General features: G+C 70.0%; 21 protein-coding genes and 1 pseudogene. 6 read left to right on the top strand and 16 right to left on the bottom strand.

The window, feature by feature from the left end; all coding sequences use genetic code 11:
* Positions 1–289 precede the first annotated feature (289 nt).
* On the top strand, positions 290–1,195 hold the full coding sequence (locus HD596_RS43035) for an NADP-dependent oxidoreductase (protein ID WP_185075157.1): 906 nt from the start codon (positions 290–292) through the stop codon (positions 1,193–1,195).
* 340 nt (positions 1,196–1,535) lie between these two features.
* On the opposite strand, the gene HD596_RS43030 is transcribed toward HD596_RS43035, so the two are convergent.
* The 3 genes and pseudogenes from HD596_RS43030 to HD596_RS43020 form a co-directional block, all read right to left on the bottom strand.
* The gene (locus tag HD596_RS43030) at positions 1,536–1,886 is read right to left on the bottom strand and encodes a DUF4158 domain-containing protein (protein WP_185075156.1); all 351 of its coding nucleotides are present in this window, start codon (positions 1,884–1,886) and stop codon (positions 1,536–1,538) included.
* Between the two features lie 6 nt (positions 1,887–1,892).
* Complete coding sequence (locus HD596_RS43025; protein WP_185075155.1) at positions 1,893–2,087, bottom strand: DUF4158 domain-containing protein; 195 nt, start codon at positions 2,085–2,087, stop codon at positions 1,893–1,895.
* A gap of 227 nt (positions 2,088–2,314) precedes the next feature.
* A pseudogene (locus HD596_RS43020) lies at positions 2,315–2,871 on the bottom strand (IS701 family transposase); the annotation flags it as partial.
* A 212-nt stretch (positions 2,872–3,083) separates the two neighbouring features.
* Here HD596_RS43020 and HD596_RS43015 point away from each other — a divergent pair.
* On the top strand, positions 3,084–3,488 hold the full coding sequence (locus HD596_RS43015; RefSeq protein ID WP_185075154.1) for a type II toxin-antitoxin system PemK/MazF family toxin: 405 nt from the start codon (positions 3,084–3,086) through the stop codon (positions 3,486–3,488).
* A gap of 83 nt (positions 3,489–3,571) precedes the next feature.
* On the opposite strand, the gene HD596_RS43010 is transcribed toward HD596_RS43015, so the two are convergent.
* Positions 3,572–4,729: a quinone oxidoreductase family protein gene (locus tag HD596_RS43010; RefSeq protein ID WP_246555283.1), complete on the bottom strand. Its 1,158-nt coding sequence runs from the start codon at positions 4,727–4,729 to the stop codon at positions 3,572–3,574.
* Between HD596_RS43010 and HD596_RS43005 the strand changes: the two genes are divergently transcribed.
* Positions 4,719–5,030, top strand: a complete 312-nt coding sequence (locus HD596_RS43005) for an ArsR/SmtB family transcription factor (RefSeq protein WP_313046323.1) — start codon at positions 4,719–4,721, stop codon at positions 5,028–5,030. The genes HD596_RS43010 and HD596_RS43005 overlap by 11 nt on opposite strands.
* Positions 5,031–5,434: 404 nt before the next feature.
* On the opposite strand, the gene HD596_RS43000 is transcribed toward HD596_RS43005, so the two are convergent.
* Both HD596_RS43000 and HD596_RS42995 read right to left on the bottom strand, forming a co-directional pair.
* Positions 5,435–5,923 carry a methyltransferase domain-containing protein gene (locus HD596_RS43000; RefSeq protein ID WP_185075151.1) on the bottom strand — a complete coding sequence of 163 codons (489 nt, stop codon included), beginning with the start codon at positions 5,921–5,923 and terminating at the stop codon, positions 5,435–5,437.
* Between the two features lie 147 nt (positions 5,924–6,070).
* Positions 6,071–6,385, bottom strand: coding sequence for an ArsR/SmtB family transcription factor (locus HD596_RS42995; protein WP_313046322.1), 315 nt, complete (start codon positions 6,383–6,385; stop codon positions 6,071–6,073).
* Positions 6,386–6,620: 235 nt separating this feature from the next.
* Between HD596_RS42995 and HD596_RS42990 the strand changes: the two genes are divergently transcribed.
* Positions 6,621–7,562 carry a tyrosine-type recombinase/integrase gene (locus tag HD596_RS42990; protein WP_185075149.1) on the top strand — a complete coding sequence of 314 codons (942 nt, stop codon included), beginning with the start codon at positions 6,621–6,623 and terminating at the stop codon, positions 7,560–7,562.
* A 102-nt stretch (positions 7,563–7,664) separates the two neighbouring features.
* Here the strand turns inward: HD596_RS42990 and HD596_RS42985 are convergent, their stop codons facing one another.
* The 6 genes from HD596_RS42985 to HD596_RS42970 all read right to left on the bottom strand — a co-directional run bounded on the left by HD596_RS42985 (position 7,665) and on the right by HD596_RS42970 (position 10,427).
* Positions 7,665–8,090, bottom strand: coding sequence for a DUF4158 domain-containing protein (locus HD596_RS42985; RefSeq protein WP_185075148.1), 426 nt, complete (start codon positions 8,088–8,090; stop codon positions 7,665–7,667).
* Complete coding sequence (locus tag HD596_RS60790; RefSeq protein WP_246558002.1) at positions 8,068–8,439, bottom strand: substrate-binding domain-containing protein; 372 nt, start codon at positions 8,437–8,439, stop codon at positions 8,068–8,070. The genes HD596_RS42985 and HD596_RS60790 overlap by 23 nt, the downstream gene beginning before the upstream one ends.
* A 16-nt stretch (positions 8,440–8,455) precedes the next feature.
* On the bottom strand, positions 8,456–8,599 hold the full coding sequence (locus HD596_RS60785; protein WP_221519805.1) for a hypothetical protein: 144 nt from the start codon (positions 8,597–8,599) through the stop codon (positions 8,456–8,458).
* A complete protein-coding gene (locus HD596_RS60780) occupies positions 8,599–8,979 on the bottom strand; it encodes a LacI family DNA-binding transcriptional regulator (RefSeq protein WP_221519804.1) in 381 nt (126 codons plus the stop codon). The genes HD596_RS60785 and HD596_RS60780 overlap by 1 nt, the downstream gene beginning before the upstream one ends.
* 54 nt (positions 8,980–9,033) lie before the next feature.
* The gene (locus HD596_RS42975; RefSeq protein WP_185075147.1) at positions 9,034–9,672 is read right to left on the bottom strand and encodes an NAD(P)-dependent oxidoreductase; all 639 of its coding nucleotides are present in this window, start codon (positions 9,670–9,672) and stop codon (positions 9,034–9,036) included.
* Between the two features lie 71 nt (positions 9,673–9,743).
* The gene (locus HD596_RS42970; protein WP_185075146.1) at positions 9,744–10,427 is read right to left on the bottom strand and encodes a carboxymuconolactone decarboxylase family protein; all 684 of its coding nucleotides are present in this window, start codon (positions 10,425–10,427) and stop codon (positions 9,744–9,746) included.
* 74 nt (positions 10,428–10,501) lie between these two features.
* Here HD596_RS42970 and HD596_RS42965 point away from each other — a divergent pair, with 74 nt between their 5' ends.
* A complete protein-coding gene (locus tag HD596_RS42965) occupies positions 10,502–11,131 on the top strand; it encodes a TetR/AcrR family transcriptional regulator (RefSeq protein ID WP_246555281.1) in 630 nt (209 codons plus the stop codon).
* 181 nt (positions 11,132–11,312) lie between these two features.
* Entirely contained in the window at positions 11,313–12,533 is a 1,221-nt protein-coding gene (locus HD596_RS42960) for a riboflavin synthase (RefSeq protein ID WP_185075144.1), read from the top strand.
* Between the two features lie 96 nt (positions 12,534–12,629).
* On the opposite strand, the gene HD596_RS42955 is transcribed toward HD596_RS42960, so the two are convergent.
* The 4 genes from HD596_RS42955 to HD596_RS42940 all read right to left on the bottom strand — a co-directional run bounded on the left by HD596_RS42955 (position 12,630) and on the right by HD596_RS42940 (position 15,786).
* Positions 12,630–14,153 (bottom strand): FAD-dependent monooxygenase, encoded by a 1,524-nt coding sequence (locus tag HD596_RS42955; protein WP_185075143.1) that lies wholly within the window; start codon positions 14,151–14,153, stop codon positions 12,630–12,632.
* Positions 14,150–14,758, bottom strand: coding sequence for a TetR/AcrR family transcriptional regulator (locus HD596_RS42950; RefSeq protein WP_185075142.1), 609 nt, complete (start codon positions 14,756–14,758; stop codon positions 14,150–14,152). Before HD596_RS42950 ends, HD596_RS42955 begins: the two co-directional genes overlap by 4 nt.
* 63 nt (positions 14,759–14,821) lie before the next feature.
* Entirely contained in the window at positions 14,822–15,442 is a 621-nt protein-coding gene (locus HD596_RS42945) for an SRPBCC family protein (RefSeq protein WP_185075141.1), read from the bottom strand.
* Entirely contained in the window at positions 15,442–15,786 is a 345-nt protein-coding gene (locus tag HD596_RS42940; protein WP_185075140.1) for an ArsR/SmtB family transcription factor, read from the bottom strand. The genes HD596_RS42945 and HD596_RS42940 overlap by 1 nt, the downstream gene beginning before the upstream one ends.
* Positions 15,787–15,801: the final 15 nt, after the last annotated feature.

The raw sequence follows: 15,801 nt of genomic DNA, 5'->3' as shown, positions 1-15,801 counted from the left end.
CGTCGGTGACGCGCGGGCTGCTTGGGCGGGCCGTCGGCGCCGCGGTGACGCGATCCGGCCGATTTCGCTTCGGTGCTCGTCGCGCCGTCGGCGTCACCCATCATGCGCCTCCCCTGTCCCCCGCGTATCTGCTCGCCGACGCCCTCGGAGCCGGACGCGCTTTTGCCGACGGCTGGCCGGACATACCCAGCCCTCGAGAGCCATCACCGCACAGGGTGCCGGTCTGCCACCGGCACAAAGTAGGCCACCGTTAATGTTGGATGCTCATCGGACACTTTGGGAGTTGGGTATGCGTGCTCTGCAGATCGACCACTTTGGAGATCTTGATGTGCTGGCGCTGGTCGACGTACCGGAACCGCAACCAGCCGATGGCGAGGTGCTGGTGCGGGTCATCGCCTCGGCCATCAACCCGGTTGATGATAAGACGCGGGAAGGGGCCATCGGAGAGGGCACGCCACCGTTGCCGATGACGCTGGGCTGGGAACTGGCGGGGATCGTCGTCAACGCAGGCACGAGCGAGCTGTCCGTCGGCGAGCGGGTGTTCGGCATGTCGCATCAGCTGGCGACCGGACGCGGCTCATGGGCCGACCTCGTCGCCATCCCGGCTGCCTCCATCGCCCAGGCGCCCACGTCGGTCAGCTTGGTCGAGGCGGCGGCCCTGCCCCTGCCGGGACTGAGCGCGTTGCAGACCCTGGACTGGCTGCAGGTCGGCCAGGGAGACAAGCTGCTGGTGGCAGGCGCGGCAGGAGCCGTCGGCGGACTCGCAGTGCAGCTCGCGCGTGCTCGCGGAGCGCAGGTGGACGCGCTGGTGTCCAGACAAGCGCAGATCAAGGTGGTGCAGGAACTGGGAGCCGACCACGCCACCACCGACCGGACCACACTGCCGGTGGGCGGCTACGACGCCATCTTCGACACCTTCGGCGCCTTTGTCACCGACGCCGTGGCCGATGGCGGCAGGTACGCCTCGATCGCCACTCAAGCCGGGCCCGTACCCGACCTGTCGCATCGTCGGGTGCGCACCACGGTCAACCAGGTACGCGAAGATGGCCGCGGACTCGCCGAACTCGCCGCAGCCGTGGACGGCGGGCGACTGAAGATCCGGGTCGACGGGCAATACGCCGTGCAGAACATGAAAGCCGCGCACCAGCATTTCCAGCGAGGGAGCCTGAACGGGAAGATCGCGCTGATCTTCTGAACGGATCGTCCGAAAACGATCAGCCTCAAGGCGGGAAGTGATCTCCTCCACCTGCGTTACGCCGCAGGTGGAGACCATTCGTGAACACCCCCTAGTGAGCTGGTTGTGAGTATCAGGGACACCACATGAGGTGTGTTTCGTTTCAGATTGACTGTGTGGTGGTGACGACGCCTGGCTGGTGAGGTCTGCTGGAGAGATGGCGGACAGCAGGCTCGAGCCGGTGGCGTTATCCGAGGAAGCTCCTGCAAGAACGCGCGCCTGCCGCCACTGGCGGCCTGGGCCTGCCCGTCCTCTTGCGGAGCGTCTCCCTCCGGAGCGGCCGGGGAAGCTTCAGCGACGATCAGCTCTTCCAGCTTGCCAAACGACTCGAACGACAAGCGCTGCACGGCCGTGGCGGTGAAGTTCCGCTCGAACATCGCCTCGGCCGCGCCCAGCACGCGTTCGATCCGAGTCGTCTTCGGCGGCTCGATCCGGTCTTCGCGGCAGCGCGCCAGCAGCGCGCCAGCAGCGCGCCGCGCAACCGGTCCCGCGACATCTCCACGGGGCAGATCTTGGTGGCCAGCCAGTCGGCCAGCTTGTCCTCATCGCCGATCGTCGGCTCGCGGAAGTCGTGGAACTTTCTGATCTGCGCCCGGTGGTACTCGATCGTGCGCCCGGACCAGTCGTAGGCGGCGAACAACGCCGCGTCCACCTTGACCTATCCCGCCATGAACTCCACCGCTGGGCGAGGCAGGTCCTCCCGGCGCGGGAACCTTGCTTCGAGCTCGAAGAACTTCAGCATCAAGCCGAAACCGAGCCGAGTCGCCCCAGACTTGTTTGCCAGCAGCGCGAGTTCCTCCTCATCCAGCGTCCAGCACTCGATCGGGTCTTCGATCTCCCATTCGCGTCGCATGTCCCGCACCCCTTCTCCCGGACCTCCAACGAAGGTCAGGAGAAACATGGGCCGTAACCGTCCAGCTACCGACTGGTATGTCGCACCCGTGAGGGCGACGCAACGCGCCGGAGACATGACGCTTTGCTACTTTGCGGCCGGGACTACGCCGAAGCCCATGGCCACATCGCATAACTTTGATTACTTAGCGTTACTTTGCGGCTGGTGACACGGACCCGAGCCGATGCAGCCTCATCGCCCGCGACCCAGCCCACACGGTGCCCGGCGTCAAGGAACCGGCCGATCATGCGGGCGGCCAGCTCCGGCTTGGTCGCGAAGACGGTGTCCTCGCCCAGTCCCGCCGCCCGGCAGCGGTCCGGGTCGCACGTCCACGAGCGCGGGACGTACAGCTCACGGTCGATCGCCGCGTGTCCGCGGCGGCCTGCATAGACGAGGTAGACAGCGACCTGAGCGTTTTCGACCCTCCCAGCCGTGCCAGTGTACTGGCGCTGGACACCCACGGTGTGCGTGCCCTTCTTCACGTCCCCGGTCTCATCGACGACCAGCACCGCATCGTCGTCGTGCAGATGTTCCAGCACGTACTCGCGCACGTCATCGCGCACGGTGTCGACATCCCACTTAGCCCGGCCGAGCAGGTGCTGCATTCCATGCGGACTGGCCTGCCCGGCCCACTCGGCGATGCTCCAGCAGTTCTTGCGCGGCAGGTCCGACAGCAGCCCAGCACCAAGTCCCGCACCCGACGCCGGGGTTCAACCCGCGCGAACCGGCCCGCTATCCGGGACATCAGGACCTCGAATGCCTCCTGCCAGCGGGCAGGGTCTACGCTGTGACTCGCGGCCACCGCATGATCTTCAGTCTTCACACACCGATGATCAACGGTGGCCGCGCCCGTCTTCACCGCCCCTCGGTCACGACGTGCGAAGACGGGGCCGCATCCCTTCCGTGTCCCGCACGGGGCACGCAGCGTTCGCCCGCCGTCTCGTGCTAGGAGGACACATGCAACGCGGTGAAATCTGGTGGGTCGACTTCGATGAGCGACGCCCGGTCGTGCTGCTCTCGGACGAAGAGTCATCCGGGTTTCAGGCGATGCAGGTCGTTGCGCCAGCGGGCGCCGACATCAGCGGCCTGGGCGTTGAAGTGGCCGTAGGAGCCCCGGAAGGACTGCCCTTCGAAGGCGTGCTGCGGTTCGCGTTCCCGCGTCCAGGCTTTACTCCGTGCACATGGCTGACCACCGTGGCCCGGGACGACCTGATCGAGCGGGCGGGCGTGTTGTCCTCCGTGAAGCTCAGCGAGGTTGGAGAAGCCCTCCGTGCCGCTGGACAGAGGAGGGAGTGGACCCCGATGACGGCTGCCAGGTTCAGCGAGATCAAAGATGCCCGCCGTCTCGAAGGACTTGAGTAGCGGACGCCTGGCTGCCCCGCTCGATCAGGACGCGCGGCGCGGCGGTGCGCTCATGGCCTTGGCGCGCACATCCAGGCGCGCGTTCACGGAGTATCGAACTCAGTGGTCAGTCGTGTCACGTACTTGCCATTGCCGCGACGGTCGGCGAGCAGTTGGTGTACGGCAGGCACGTCGGCGAGTGAGTCGATCTCGGTGACGACGACGTCAAGCCGACCGGCGGCGATCAGGTCGAGAACGCGGCGCAGAGCCGCGGCGACGCGCTCGGGAGCGGAGACGCTCAGGCTGCTGATGCTGAACCCGCCGATCGCGATGTTTCCGCCGATGAGCTTCCCCACGGGAGGGAGCGGAGCGGGCTGCCCGCCGCCGGCGTTGCCGAACAGCACGATCCGCCCGCCGGGCGCCGTGACCGCCAGATCGACGTCGAGCATGCTGGTGCCCAGCGGGTCCAGTACGACGTCGACGCCGCTCCCGCCGGTGGCAGCGCGTACTGCCTCGATCAGGTCATCGCCACGAGCGAACGCCAGGTCGTAGCCGCTCTGCTGGGCTGCGGCGACCTTGTCGGGACGGCCGACGGTGCCAAGGCGCAGTCCCCCGCCCAGCGCGGGCACCAGCTGCGCGATGGCGCTGCCCACGCCGCCGCTGGCCGAATGCACCAGCACACTCTCGCCGGAGCCCAGCCGGGCGGCGTCGGTCAACAGGAGCAACGCGGTCGCGAACATCATCGGGGCGCCTGCGGCGGTCAGCAGCGAGACCTGGTCCGGCACCGGTACGGTGAGGGCCGCCCGCGCAAGCGCGACTTCAGCCAGGCCACCTCCCGGGGTGAACGCGGCCACTCGCTGCCCCACGGTGAGACCGCTGACGCCCGCGCCGAGCTCGCGGATGGTCCCGGTGGCCTCCAGCCCGGGCACGTATGGCCAGGTGCTGGCGTATCCGGGGTCGCCGCGACGTGCCATCACGTCGATGAAGTTCACCCCGGCGTAGGCGACATCGATCGTGACCTCTCCTGGGCCCGGACGGGGTTCGCCGATCTCCTGAACCTGTGTGCGGTCTGATCCTTGTGACGGTGCGGTCATCATCAGAGCGCGCATGCCGTTCTCCTCTTTCGATGTTCGTCGTACAACGAAAGTCGTATCATGGATGTACGATGTTTGTCGAAAGAGAGGTGCGAGAATGCCCCGATCACACGGCCGCCGCGCGACCTTGAACCATCCGGACCCCGAGGAGTTCGACGTGCTGGACATCCTGCATGCCCTCGCCGACCCCACCCGCATGACCATCGTGCGGACACTGCGCGCCGACCTCGCACGAGCCTGTGGCACCTTCCCGGTCGATGTGGCGCCCTCCACCCTCACCCACCACTTCCGGGTGCTCCGCGAGGCCGGCGTCATCCATCAACGGGAGGACGGCAACCGCCGCTGGACCACACTCCGCGTCGAAGATCTCGACGCCCGCTTCCCCAGCCTCCTCGACGCCATCATCAACGCATACGACCATCAGATCACCCCGGCCACCGCCTCAACTGAGCGAGCAGAAATCGCCTAAATCAGCTGCACGGTGCCATCTCATCGTCGGGGAGCGCAGGCGTTTGATCGAATGGCTGAGCAGCGCACTGCACGGCAACGGTTTACCTTCTCTTCGTCGGAGGGGGTACATGCGCATCACCCGCGCCCGCCAGGACCTCCACGACCTTCTCCGAGGTCTCGCCGAATAGCGTCTGCGGCAGCCCGATCGCCTTGACCCGCTCCAGCTTGATGATCTCGGCTAGCAGCGTCGCCAGCGGTAACGGTTCCGGTAGGACAGCCGTCCGCGGCCGACGGCCGGGCAGAGGTAGGCCGCCGCGGGCGGCGGCCGGAGGCGGGGCGCGCCGATAGGCCAGGAAGGCCGGCCCGGCGGTGCGGCCGGCCAGCAGGCGTCGCGGCCTTCGATCATTGAACCGTTCAGGGTCGTTACGGTCGCGGACCACTTTGATGCCTGGCTGGTGTCGCGGTGAGGCGGCGGCTGACACGGCCGGCGCGGACGCTGACCTGACCGGTCCCCAGTCCCAGCGCAGGCATGGGTCTCGCCCTCGGAGCACATGTCTTCAACGCCCGCCGACATGCCTTACGTGCCCGACAAGAGCATAACGCCCTGACCTGCGAGAAGAGGTCAACAACCCAAGATAACCATCGCAGCGGCATCCGCTCGATCGTGCCTTGCAGGAACTCGACGTTGCGCGCGCCGGCCTGCTTGGCGTTGCGCCGGGCCAGCGCCAGCATGTCGGCGCTGGCATCCACTCCGTACACCCTGCCCTGCGGGTCGACCCGGCGGGCTGAGAGCAGCACGTCGATGCCGCCGCCTGAGCCCAGATCCAGCGCCGTCTGGCCGGCGCGCAGCTCGGCGACGGCCACCGGGTTGCCGCAGCCCAGGCTGGCCCGCACCGCCCCCTCGGGCAGCATGCCGAGCTCCTCATAGCCGGCCGCGCCGAAGCCGCCCTGCTCGAACGCGTCCTGCCCGCAGTCGGCGACCGTCCTTCCGGCGTCCGCGGCACGGGCCAGCGCGGAGTAGTGGTCGATGATCTCGTCGTACGCAATGACCAGGCTCCTTCACTCGCAGGTGGGCGCGACCGGCGCGGGGTTGCCCATGACCACGTCGGCGGCGGTCGGAAAACAGCTCACGCAGTTCTCGTTGATCCGGTACAGGCTGGAGGTGCCCTGCCTCTCGACCAGCACGAACCGCACCTCGGCCAAGATCTTCAGGTGGTGCGACACGGTGGACTGCCCCACCCCGGACGCGGCCACGATCTCGCCCACGCTCATCGGCGCGCGCCGCCGGGCCAGCAGCGACACGATCTGGATCCGGGTCGCGTCCGCGAGAGCCTTGAAACAGCTCGCGTACTCCTCGGCCTCCGCCCGTGGCACAGGGTTCCTTGTACTCATTCATCGTCAATCGGCGATATTCGATGAATTGGAGCAGTGGAAGTCCCCGCTCGATCCTAAGAGGGCTTTATGTACGTGATAATGGACTATTATCACGTACATGAGCGATCACGGCGATGCGGCGACCAGGAGAACCCCTCGCCGGGATGGTGCGCGACTCCGGCACGTTATCCGGTACATCACCCACGCCGGCAGCGAGCATCGCCCGGCGGCCGGCATGAGCACGGCACCGAAAGTCTCCGCTCTGCGCGGCGGGCACGTCACGCTCGCTGCGGCCGCTGACGCCTTCCTCGCCACCGCGCGCACGGCCAACCCCAACACCCGCCGCGCCTACGCCTCGGCCATCGACCGCGTCATCGCACTGCTCGGTCGGGATCGGCCGCTCGCCGAGATCGCCGACATCGAGATCGGCACCGCGCTCACCGAACTGTGGGGGACGAGCGCGCCGGCGACCTGGAACCGCAACCGCGCCGCCATCACCTCCTGGCTCGCCTGGTGCCAGACCAAGAAGCACTGGGCCGCCCCATCGGTCCCGGCCGAGGCCGAACGCCGCAAGGAAACCATCGACGAGACCCGCGCCGTGGCCAAGACCACCATCCACCGGCTGCTGTCACGCCGCGACATCCCCCTGCGCGAAAAGACCCTGTGGCGGATGCTGTACGAGACCGCGGCCCGGGCCGCCGAGATCCTGGCGCTGAACGTCGAGGACCTCGACCTGGAGCACCGGCGGGCACCTGTCCGCTCCAAGGGCGGCGCCACCGAGTGGCTGTACTGGGACAGTGGCACCGCTCACCTGCTGCCCCGCCTGCTCCGCCTCCCCGACGGCAGCGTGCGTACGCACGGCCCGCTGTTCCTGTCCGAACGCCGCCCCGTCCCCGCCCGCCGCCCGGCGGCCGCCGACATCTGCCCGCACACCGGCCGCGCCCGCCTGGGCTACGACCGCGCCCGCGTCCTGCTCGACAAGCACGCCGGCCTCGATCTGCATCAGCTGCGCCACAGCGCCGCCACCCACCTCGGCGAGGCCGAAGTGCCGCTGCAGCTCATCATGGGCAAGACCCGGCACAAGAACCCCCGCACCGCCATGCGCTACGTCAAACCCGGACCTGAGGCCATCGCCAAGGTCACCGAGGTCCTCGCGCCCCGCCGCCGTACCCACTGATCATGACCGGCGGCTGGCTGGAGCTGTAGGAGGTCCGGGCCATCACGTCACGGATCACTAACAGGCGAAGAAGCCCCAGGTCGCTACCGCTAATTCCTGCACTCAGCCTCCTCGAAGGCCACCAACAAGGACTCGCGAGGGATCAACGCGGGTTGGGCTCATCGCCGTGCCTCGTTCTCTGTAGCGCCAAAGTTCGGTCCGATCCTCCCCGGAGGCCAGTACGGTGATCCCCGGCAGCACCACCTTGTTGTCGATCAGCCACACCACCGCCCGATCGAACAACTCCCGCCGCGGAGACCCGGAAGTTGCGCACCCGCGATCCCAGGAACCGCAGCAGCTCGTCCTGGGCCTCGGCGAACTCCCGGTACTCCAGCAGCTCCCGATCTCGCCTTGATGGTCCCATTTGGTCTGGGCCCGCTCCGGATACAGCTTGATGCACGACGGGTCCGCCACACCGATCTGCTCGGCCACGTAGTCCACCGCCACGTGCGGAACATCCCGCGGATCAAGCAGGAACGTGCCGAGCATCCGCACACGACAGCGAGGCCACATAGCTGTCATCGAAACCGACCACGGAGATCTCGCCGGGCACGTTGACGTCAGCCCGCGCGAACACCGCCAGCACACCCGCCGCGCACTGGTCACCGCAGCACACCACAGCCGTCGGCCGGTGACTTCGTCCCAGGATCTGCCGCGCGGCACTGGCACCGTCTTCCTCGGAGAAGTCGCTCTCGAGCACCTCAGCACGCTCTGCGAGTCCGACCGCAGCCATCGCACTCCGGTACGCCTCGGCACGAACTCGGCCCACGGTTCCGCCTCGTCCGCCGGCATAGACGATGTCGCGGTGCCCGAGCTCCACGAGATGCTCGACCGCCAGGCGAAGCCCCTCGATCTCATCGACATGGACGTTCGTCGACGTCGAGCTCGTCCGCCCATTCCCCGAGCCACACCACGGGCACCAGCTCGCGCGCGTCCGCCAGGGCGCGCGACGTCGGATCCGGATTGAACGCGACCAGCGCCTCGACCCGCTCCTGCATCAGTTGCGCAACCACCACGTCGGTCGGCCGATCGGACGTCGTCGGCCCAGCACCAGCCCGAAACCTCGTTCCGCGGCGCGAACGAACAAGCGCTCGATGACGAGTACCTGGAACGGATTGCGCATCCAGAAAAGCGCGCCGATCAGCCGCGTACGGTTCTGGCGCAGCAGCCGCGCCGACGCGTTCGGCCGGTAGCCGAGCTCGTCGGCCGCGGCCAGGATCCGCTGCCTTGACTCTTCGCTCGGCCCCGGAACGCCCCTCAACACGAGCGAGACCAACTGCCGCGAAACCCCGAGATGGTCCGCGATCTCCTTCATCGTCGGGAGCCGGCCCATGCCCCTGCCCGTCCGACGTTTCCGCGCGCCGACACCGGTCGCCATGGACCCAGTCTCGCACGTGCCAACTGGGCACGCCGCCGCTGCCGCGGCGCGGTCCTAAGAGGCGACCGAGATGACGTGGCGGACGGACGACGGGTCGTCGATGAGGTCGAGCATGCAGCGGGCCACGTCGGCGCGGGTGGTGCTGAACCCGCCCCTGATGTTGCGGTCCCGGGCGGTGCGGTAGGGGCCGGGCCGCTCGGTGTCGAGCAGGCGGGAGGGGCGCACGATCGTCCAGTCCAGGCCGGAGGCGCGCAGCAGCTCCTCGGCCCGGGCCAGGTCGGCGTAGGAGTGGCGGAGCAGGCGCTGCACGATGAGCGGCTTGAGCACGTACCGGGTGAAGACGCCGTCCCCCGCGTCGGCGACCAGGCCGCTGGCGCTGACCAGCAGCAGGCGGCGGGTCTGCGCCTCGGTCATGGCCTGGATGATCGAGGTGGTGCTGGCGCTGTGGACGGTGGTGGGGCCGCGCTCGCGCGTGCCCATCGCGGACAGCACGGCCCCACAGCCCTTGACCGCCGGGAAGACGGCGTCGGGGTTCATCACGTCGGCCTCGACGACGTCCAGCCGCCCGCGCAGCTCGGCAGGCAGCCGGGACGCGTCGCGTACGACGGCGGTGACCTCGTGGCCGAGACCGAGGGCCTGGCGCAGGAGCTGCAGGCCGATGCCGCCGGTCGCGCCGAAGACCGCGATTCTCATCAGTGTCGCCCCTCCAAGTTGGTGAGTATTCACTCACCTTACCTCGCGGGACGGCCGCTCGCGGGGACCGATCAGGCGAAGACCGTGCCCGCCTCCGTGAACAGGGCATTCAGCGCCCGCATGCCGCGCCACGCCTTCGTCAGGCCGAACTGGGCGGAGAAGCGCACCACCGCACGCGCCTCCTCCGGGGTGGCACCCGCCTTCAGTGCCCGCGTCACGTGGACGCGGAAGCTCTCCTCCAGCGTCTGGAAGAGCACGTCGACGGTCATGGTCGCGAACGCGCGCTCGCGGACGGTCAGCCGCCGCATCCCCGCGCGCATGCGCGACTGCAGGTCCATGTAGTCGGCGAAGCCGGGGTCGAGATTGCGTACGGCCTGCCGGGTCGGCGCGGGGATCGGGCTGGTCTGCCCGTCGGCGTCGATCGGGTGCCCGTCGCCCGTGGGACCGGGCAGGGCCTGCTCGCGTTCGATGTCGACCAGGCGGGCCAGCGCCGACAGGGCCGCCGGGTAGCCGCTGTCGTAGGCGATGAAGCGCAGGAGTTCGCGCAGGTCGTCGGCGGACAGGCCGTTCTCGTACGCCATCGTCACGTGCGCCTCGAAGGGCAGGCCGAGGGTCTGCTGGCAGACGTCGCCGACCAGGGACAGCAGGATCTTCTCCCGCATGGACAGTTCGGTGATCTCCTCCCAGACCTTGCGGTCGGTGGCCTCGCTCATCTCCGCGAACACCGGGTCGAGCGTCTTGGCGTGGACATTCATGGATGCTCCTCGATAACTGAACAGTTGTAGCGCTACGACTGTAGTGCAACGGCCGTCTCGTTACAATGGCCCCCATGAACGCGACCACGAACCCCCGCTCACGGGGCCGAAACCCCCGAGGTCAGGGCGAGCGGCTGCGCGAGGACATCGTCACGGCCGCCCTGCGGCTGCTGGACGAGCTCGCCGACGACCAGGCCCTGTCGATGCGCGCGGTCGCGCGGGAGGTCGGCATCGCCGCCACCTCCGTCTACATCCACTTCGCCGACCGCGACGCCCTCGTCCTCGCCGCCCTGGAGCAGTGCCACCGCGACCTCGTACGCGCCCTCGACCAGGCCGAGACCGCCGCCGACCCGGTGGCGCGGCTGCGCGCCCGGCTGCTCTACCTGGGCGACTGGGTACGCCGGCACCCGGGCCTGTACAAGGTCCTCCACGAGAGCACGCTCAACCAGCGGGCCAGCATGGAGTTCAAGCAGGAGCTGGGCGAGCGCACCACGGTCGCGGTGCGGCGCTGCATGGACGCCGGGCTCGCCGCGCCAGGCGACGCCGCGGAGGTCTCGCTGGACCTGCGGGCGGCGGTGCACGGGGCCGTGTCGATGCGGGTCAACCAGCCCGACCTGCCCTGGCCGCCGCTGGAGGCGCAGATCGACCGGTTCCTGATCAAGCTGGCCGGGATCGCGCCCGCGTCCCTGGGCCAGACGCTTTGATCTCCTGGGCGGCGGGTGATAAAAGGTTGATTGGTGCGATTCCAAGGTGCGGCGGTGACAGCCCGCCGGTTCTGCCGGTTTCGGCGGGACGACTCGGTGCGACTCCGGGCCACGCGGTGAGACCCCGCCACCTCTCGGGCCTTTCCGGCCCCTGGTCCCTGCTGTCGGGAGGTGGTGTCGCATGTTCACCGGAAACGTCCAGGAAATCGGCACGGTGGTGGCCGTCGACGAGGCGCGCATCGCGGTCAGCGCCCCCCGGGCCGCCGCCGGCGCCCCGGGTTCGATCTGCCTGAACGGCGTGGGCCTGACCGTCCTGCAGACCGCGTACGAGACGCAACTGCTGGAGGCCGGGCTGTCGGCGGAAACCCGCCGCAGATCGACCCTCGACCAGATCAGGCCGGGCACGCGGGTCAACGTGGAGACTCCCCTGGCGCTGGGCGACCCGCTCGCCGGTCACCTGGTCCAGGGCAACGTGGACGCCGTGGGCAAGATCGTGCGGATCGACGACGAGGGGGTCGCGCGGCGGCTGTGGATCAAGCCGCCCGAGCGCTTCCTCCCGCTGGTCGTCGCGAAGGGGCAGATCGCGATCGACGGCGTCAGCCTGACCGTCGCCGAGGTGTCCCGCGACCGGTTCTCGGTGGCGCTGATCCCGCTGACGCTGCGGGCCACCACGCTGTCGGAGCTGTCCGTCGGGGATCGGGTGAACCTGGAGCCCGACCTGGTCGTCCGGCTGGTACGGCGCCGCGTGCCCGACCTGGCGCGGTCGGTGACCGAGGCGGTCGCGACGCTCCCCTGGGCCGGCCGGCTCTCGGGCGGGCGCGGCGTGGAGCAGGCGCTCGCCCAGCTCGCCGCCGGAGGAGCCGTGATGATCTGGGACCCCGACCGGGAAGGCGAAGGCGACGTGGTGTTCGCGGGGGCCCGGCTGCGCCCGGAGGCGTTCACGTTCCTGCTCACCCAGGTGTGCGGCCATCCGACCGTGCCCTGCGCGCCCGAGGTCCTCGACCGGCTGGAGATCGGCCCCGTCCCCGGCCCCGGCGACCGGCACGGCACCCGCCCGCACATCCCCGTGGACCTGGCCTCCGGCACCGGCACCGGCGTGTCGGCCGCCGAACGCGCCGCGACCGTGCGCCGCCTGGCCCATCCGGACGCCCGGCCGGCCGACTTCCTGCGGCCGGGACACGTCTTCCCGCTCGCCGCCCGCCCGGGAGGGCTGGCCGAACGCGCCGGGCACACCGAGGCCACCGTGGCCATGTGCGTGGCGGCCGGGCTGCCGCCCGTCGGGGTGTGCTGCGAGGTCATGAACCCCGACGGCACCATGGCCGGCGCCGCCGACCTGGAGATCGCCGCCCTGCGCTGGGGCCTGCCCCTGCTGGACGTGGCCGACCTCGGAAAGCACCTGTGAGTGCCGATCCGTACGGGTCGATCGGGCTCGGATACTCCCACACCCTCGACCTCGGCTACCGCCTGGTGACGACCGCCTCATCCCCCGCGGCGACCCTCACAGGGACCGAAGGTAGTCCACCACGGCCGCCGCCTGATGGTGCTCGGCGGTCAGGGCCAGATAGCCGTCGGGGCGCACGAGCACCAGCGCGTCGCCGGTGATGCCGTAGGCGTCCGCCGCGTGGCCGTCGTGGTCGGCGAGCGGGGCGCCGGGGGCGATCAGGCAGGTACGCAGGGGGCCGTCCCAGGCGGCCGAGACGGCCTCGATCGCGGGACGGCTCGCGTGGCCGAACCCCAGCAGGGTGAAGTGCGGGCCACGGTAGAGGTCGAAGAGGCGTACGCTCGCTCCCCCGGCGTCCCGGCAGGGAGCGTCGGGGGCGCGGTCACCGGGCCGCAGCCGCCCGCGGTGTCCGGTGCCCGGGTGCGAGAGCGGGCTCCAGCGGTAGCCCAGCCCCAGCTGGCGAGTGTCGTCGGTGTTCACGACGCCGAGGTCGGCGCCGCCGCCCTTGCCGATCTCGGCGACCATGTCGCGCAGGCGTTCGGAGCTGGTGCCCAGGGTCCAGGCGGCGATCGGCAGGCGTTCGGCCTGGTAGGTGTCCAGGAGCGCGTCGGTGGCGAGGCCGCCGAGGACCAGGGCGAGCTTCCAGCCCAGGTTGTAGGCGTCCTGGATCCCGGTGTTCATGCCGAGCCCGCCGGCCGGCGGATGCACGTGCGCGGCGTCGCCCGCCAGGAACACGCGTCCCCGGCGCAGGCGATCGGCCATGCGGACGTTGACGCGGTAGGTGGAGGTCCACCTCGCGGCACCGAACTCGATGCCGGACGAGCCGGTGATCTCCCGCGCCGCGTGCTGGAAGACCTCCCTGGAAGGTGCGGGCGGTCGTGCCTGCCAGCCTGGCGTCATGGCGGCGACCTGCCAGACGGGCGATCCGGTGAACGGGCACAGCTGGAGGAAGCCCCGCTCGGGGTCGGCCCAGAAATGCAGCCGGTCCGCTCGCGGGCCCGTCACCTCGAGGTCGCCGATGAGCAGCGCCTGGGCCGGATGCGTGGTGCCCTCGAAGGCCACCCCCAACTCCCGGCGTACCGTGCTGTGCCCGCCGTCGCAGCCCACCAGGTAGCCGGCCGTGATGGTCCGGCCGCCCTCGGGGTGCTGGACGGCGGCCACGACCTGATGCCCGTCCTGCTCGAACGCGGCCAGCCGGGTGCCGTACTCGACCGTGACGCCCAGCCGGGAGAGCAGCGAACGCAGGATCGCCTCCGTGCGCCACTGCGGCAGCAACAGCTGCGGGTAGGGCTCGGCGGGGCTGCTCCGCCAGTAGGAATCCGGCCGCTGATCGACGAACGTGCCGTCCCGCCCGTGATGGCGCATGACGACCGGGGTGCTCGCCCGCGTGGCCTCCCCGGCGACGCCGAGATCGTCGAAGACCTCCACCGTGCGAGGCGTGATGCCCTTCGCGCGGGAGCCGGGGGACGGTCCGGGCGCCTGGTCGATGATCCGTACGGCGACGCCGCGCCGGGCCAGATCGCAGGCGAGCGTCAACCCGGTCGGCCCGGCCCCCACCACGAGCACCTGCGCGGCGCTCACCGGCCTCTGCCCGCCGGTCCGGTGATGCCGTCCAGGAGCAGGTCGACCGCCTGGTCACGCAGACGCTCCCGGGCCTGCTCCGCGCTGCCGCCGGCCAGCGCGCCCAGCCGCCGGGGAAGCGCGGGCAACATGGTCAGCAGGCAGATCGCGGTGACGTAGAACAGCTCGAAGTCGCCGTCCTCGCGGAAGGCCCCCTCGCGCCGTCCGCGTTCGAACGCCTCCCGCAGCGGCGCGGGCAGCTCCGACGGGTCGATCGGCGGCCGGATCTCCCCCTCGCCCAGCCCCTCGTGCAGCAGCAGCGGCACCAGCAGCGGACGCTCGGCGACCAGGTCGAAGAACGCCCGCAGCGCCAGGCGCGTCCCCTCCACCGCGTCCCGGCCGGCCAGGTCCTCCAGGTACGGCTGCCAGGCCGCCCCGATGCCGGCGCTCTGCTCCTCCAGGACCGCCTGATACAGCCCTTCCTTGCTGCCGAAGTGGTCGTAGATCATCCGCTCGTTGACGCCCGCGCGCTCGACGATCTCGCGGATCCGGGTGCCCTTCAGCCCGTGCCGGGCGAACACCTCGGCTCCCGCGTCGAGCAGCGCCTGCCTGCTCCTCGAAGCCACAGTAAATGTTTACTGGGATGATCTGCCGAGCGCAAGCCCCTGCCGATCCGCATGGACCGGGTGTCAGCTCTCCTGTTCGGGAGCGTAGAAAGCGGTGGTGGCGGCGACGGAGGCCGCGACCTCATCGGGCGGGCCGCCCGCGGCCAGGTGGGCCTCGCCCCAGGCCCGGCTGCTCCCGAGGATGTAGCGTCGCCCCTCGCTGGTCTCGTGGAAGGTGGCCTCGTCGACCCCCGTGTCGCCACCGGTCGACAGGTGCAGGGCCAGGCCCAGCAGCGCCAGGTCCCAGCCCACGCCGGTCGCACCCGGCCCGAACCGCCCCCAGAACTCCGGCGGCACCTCGGCGCTGTGGCGCAGCTCGAACAGGGTGCCGCCGTCCTGGGCGGACAGGTGCACCTCCACTTCGGAGAATCCGGGGTTCTCGCCGAACAGCCAGCTGACCTTCAGCAGGTTGGGCGGCTCGCAGCGCAGGATCTCCCCGCCCGCGTTGCCCTGGAGCTGGTACGTCCCGCCGAGCCGGAGGTCCCCGCTCACCGGCAGGAACCAGCGGGACAGGCGCCCGGCGTCGGTGCAGGCGTCCCAGACGTCCTCGACCTCGGCGTCGAAGTGCCGTCGCAGCACCACGGTCTTGACGTCGCCGTCCTTCAGCTCGCGCTGCGCCTTGAGCAGCTCGTCCACGATATCCATCAGGTGTCCTTTTCGTTCATGCGGCGATCGCGCTTGCCGCGGGCCAGCTCTGTCGCCAGCGCGTCCAGTCGTTGCGTCCAGAAGCCGCGAAATCGCTCCAGCCAGAGATCGACCTCCTGCAGCGGCCCCGGCTCGACGGCGTAGAGCCGCCGGGTGCCCTGGGCTCGTACGCTGGCGAAGCCGTTGTCGCGCAGCACCCGCAGGTGCTGGGAGACGGCTGGTTGGGAGATGCCGAACTCGCGCTGGATGACGCCGGTGAGCTCCCCCGAGCTCTGCTCGCCGGCGGCGAGCAGCTCCAGGATCCGCCGCCGGACCGGATCGCCGAGGACGTCGAATGCGTGCACGACCAGATTGTTTCA

It is taken from the genome of Nonomuraea jabiensis (assembly GCF_014204795.1).
GTDB lineage: Bacteria > Actinomycetota > Actinomycetes > Streptosporangiales > Streptosporangiaceae > Nonomuraea > Nonomuraea jabiensis.
The sequence above is the reverse complement of the archived record's forward strand: the minus strand, read 5'-3'. Positions and strand labels throughout refer to the sequence as shown.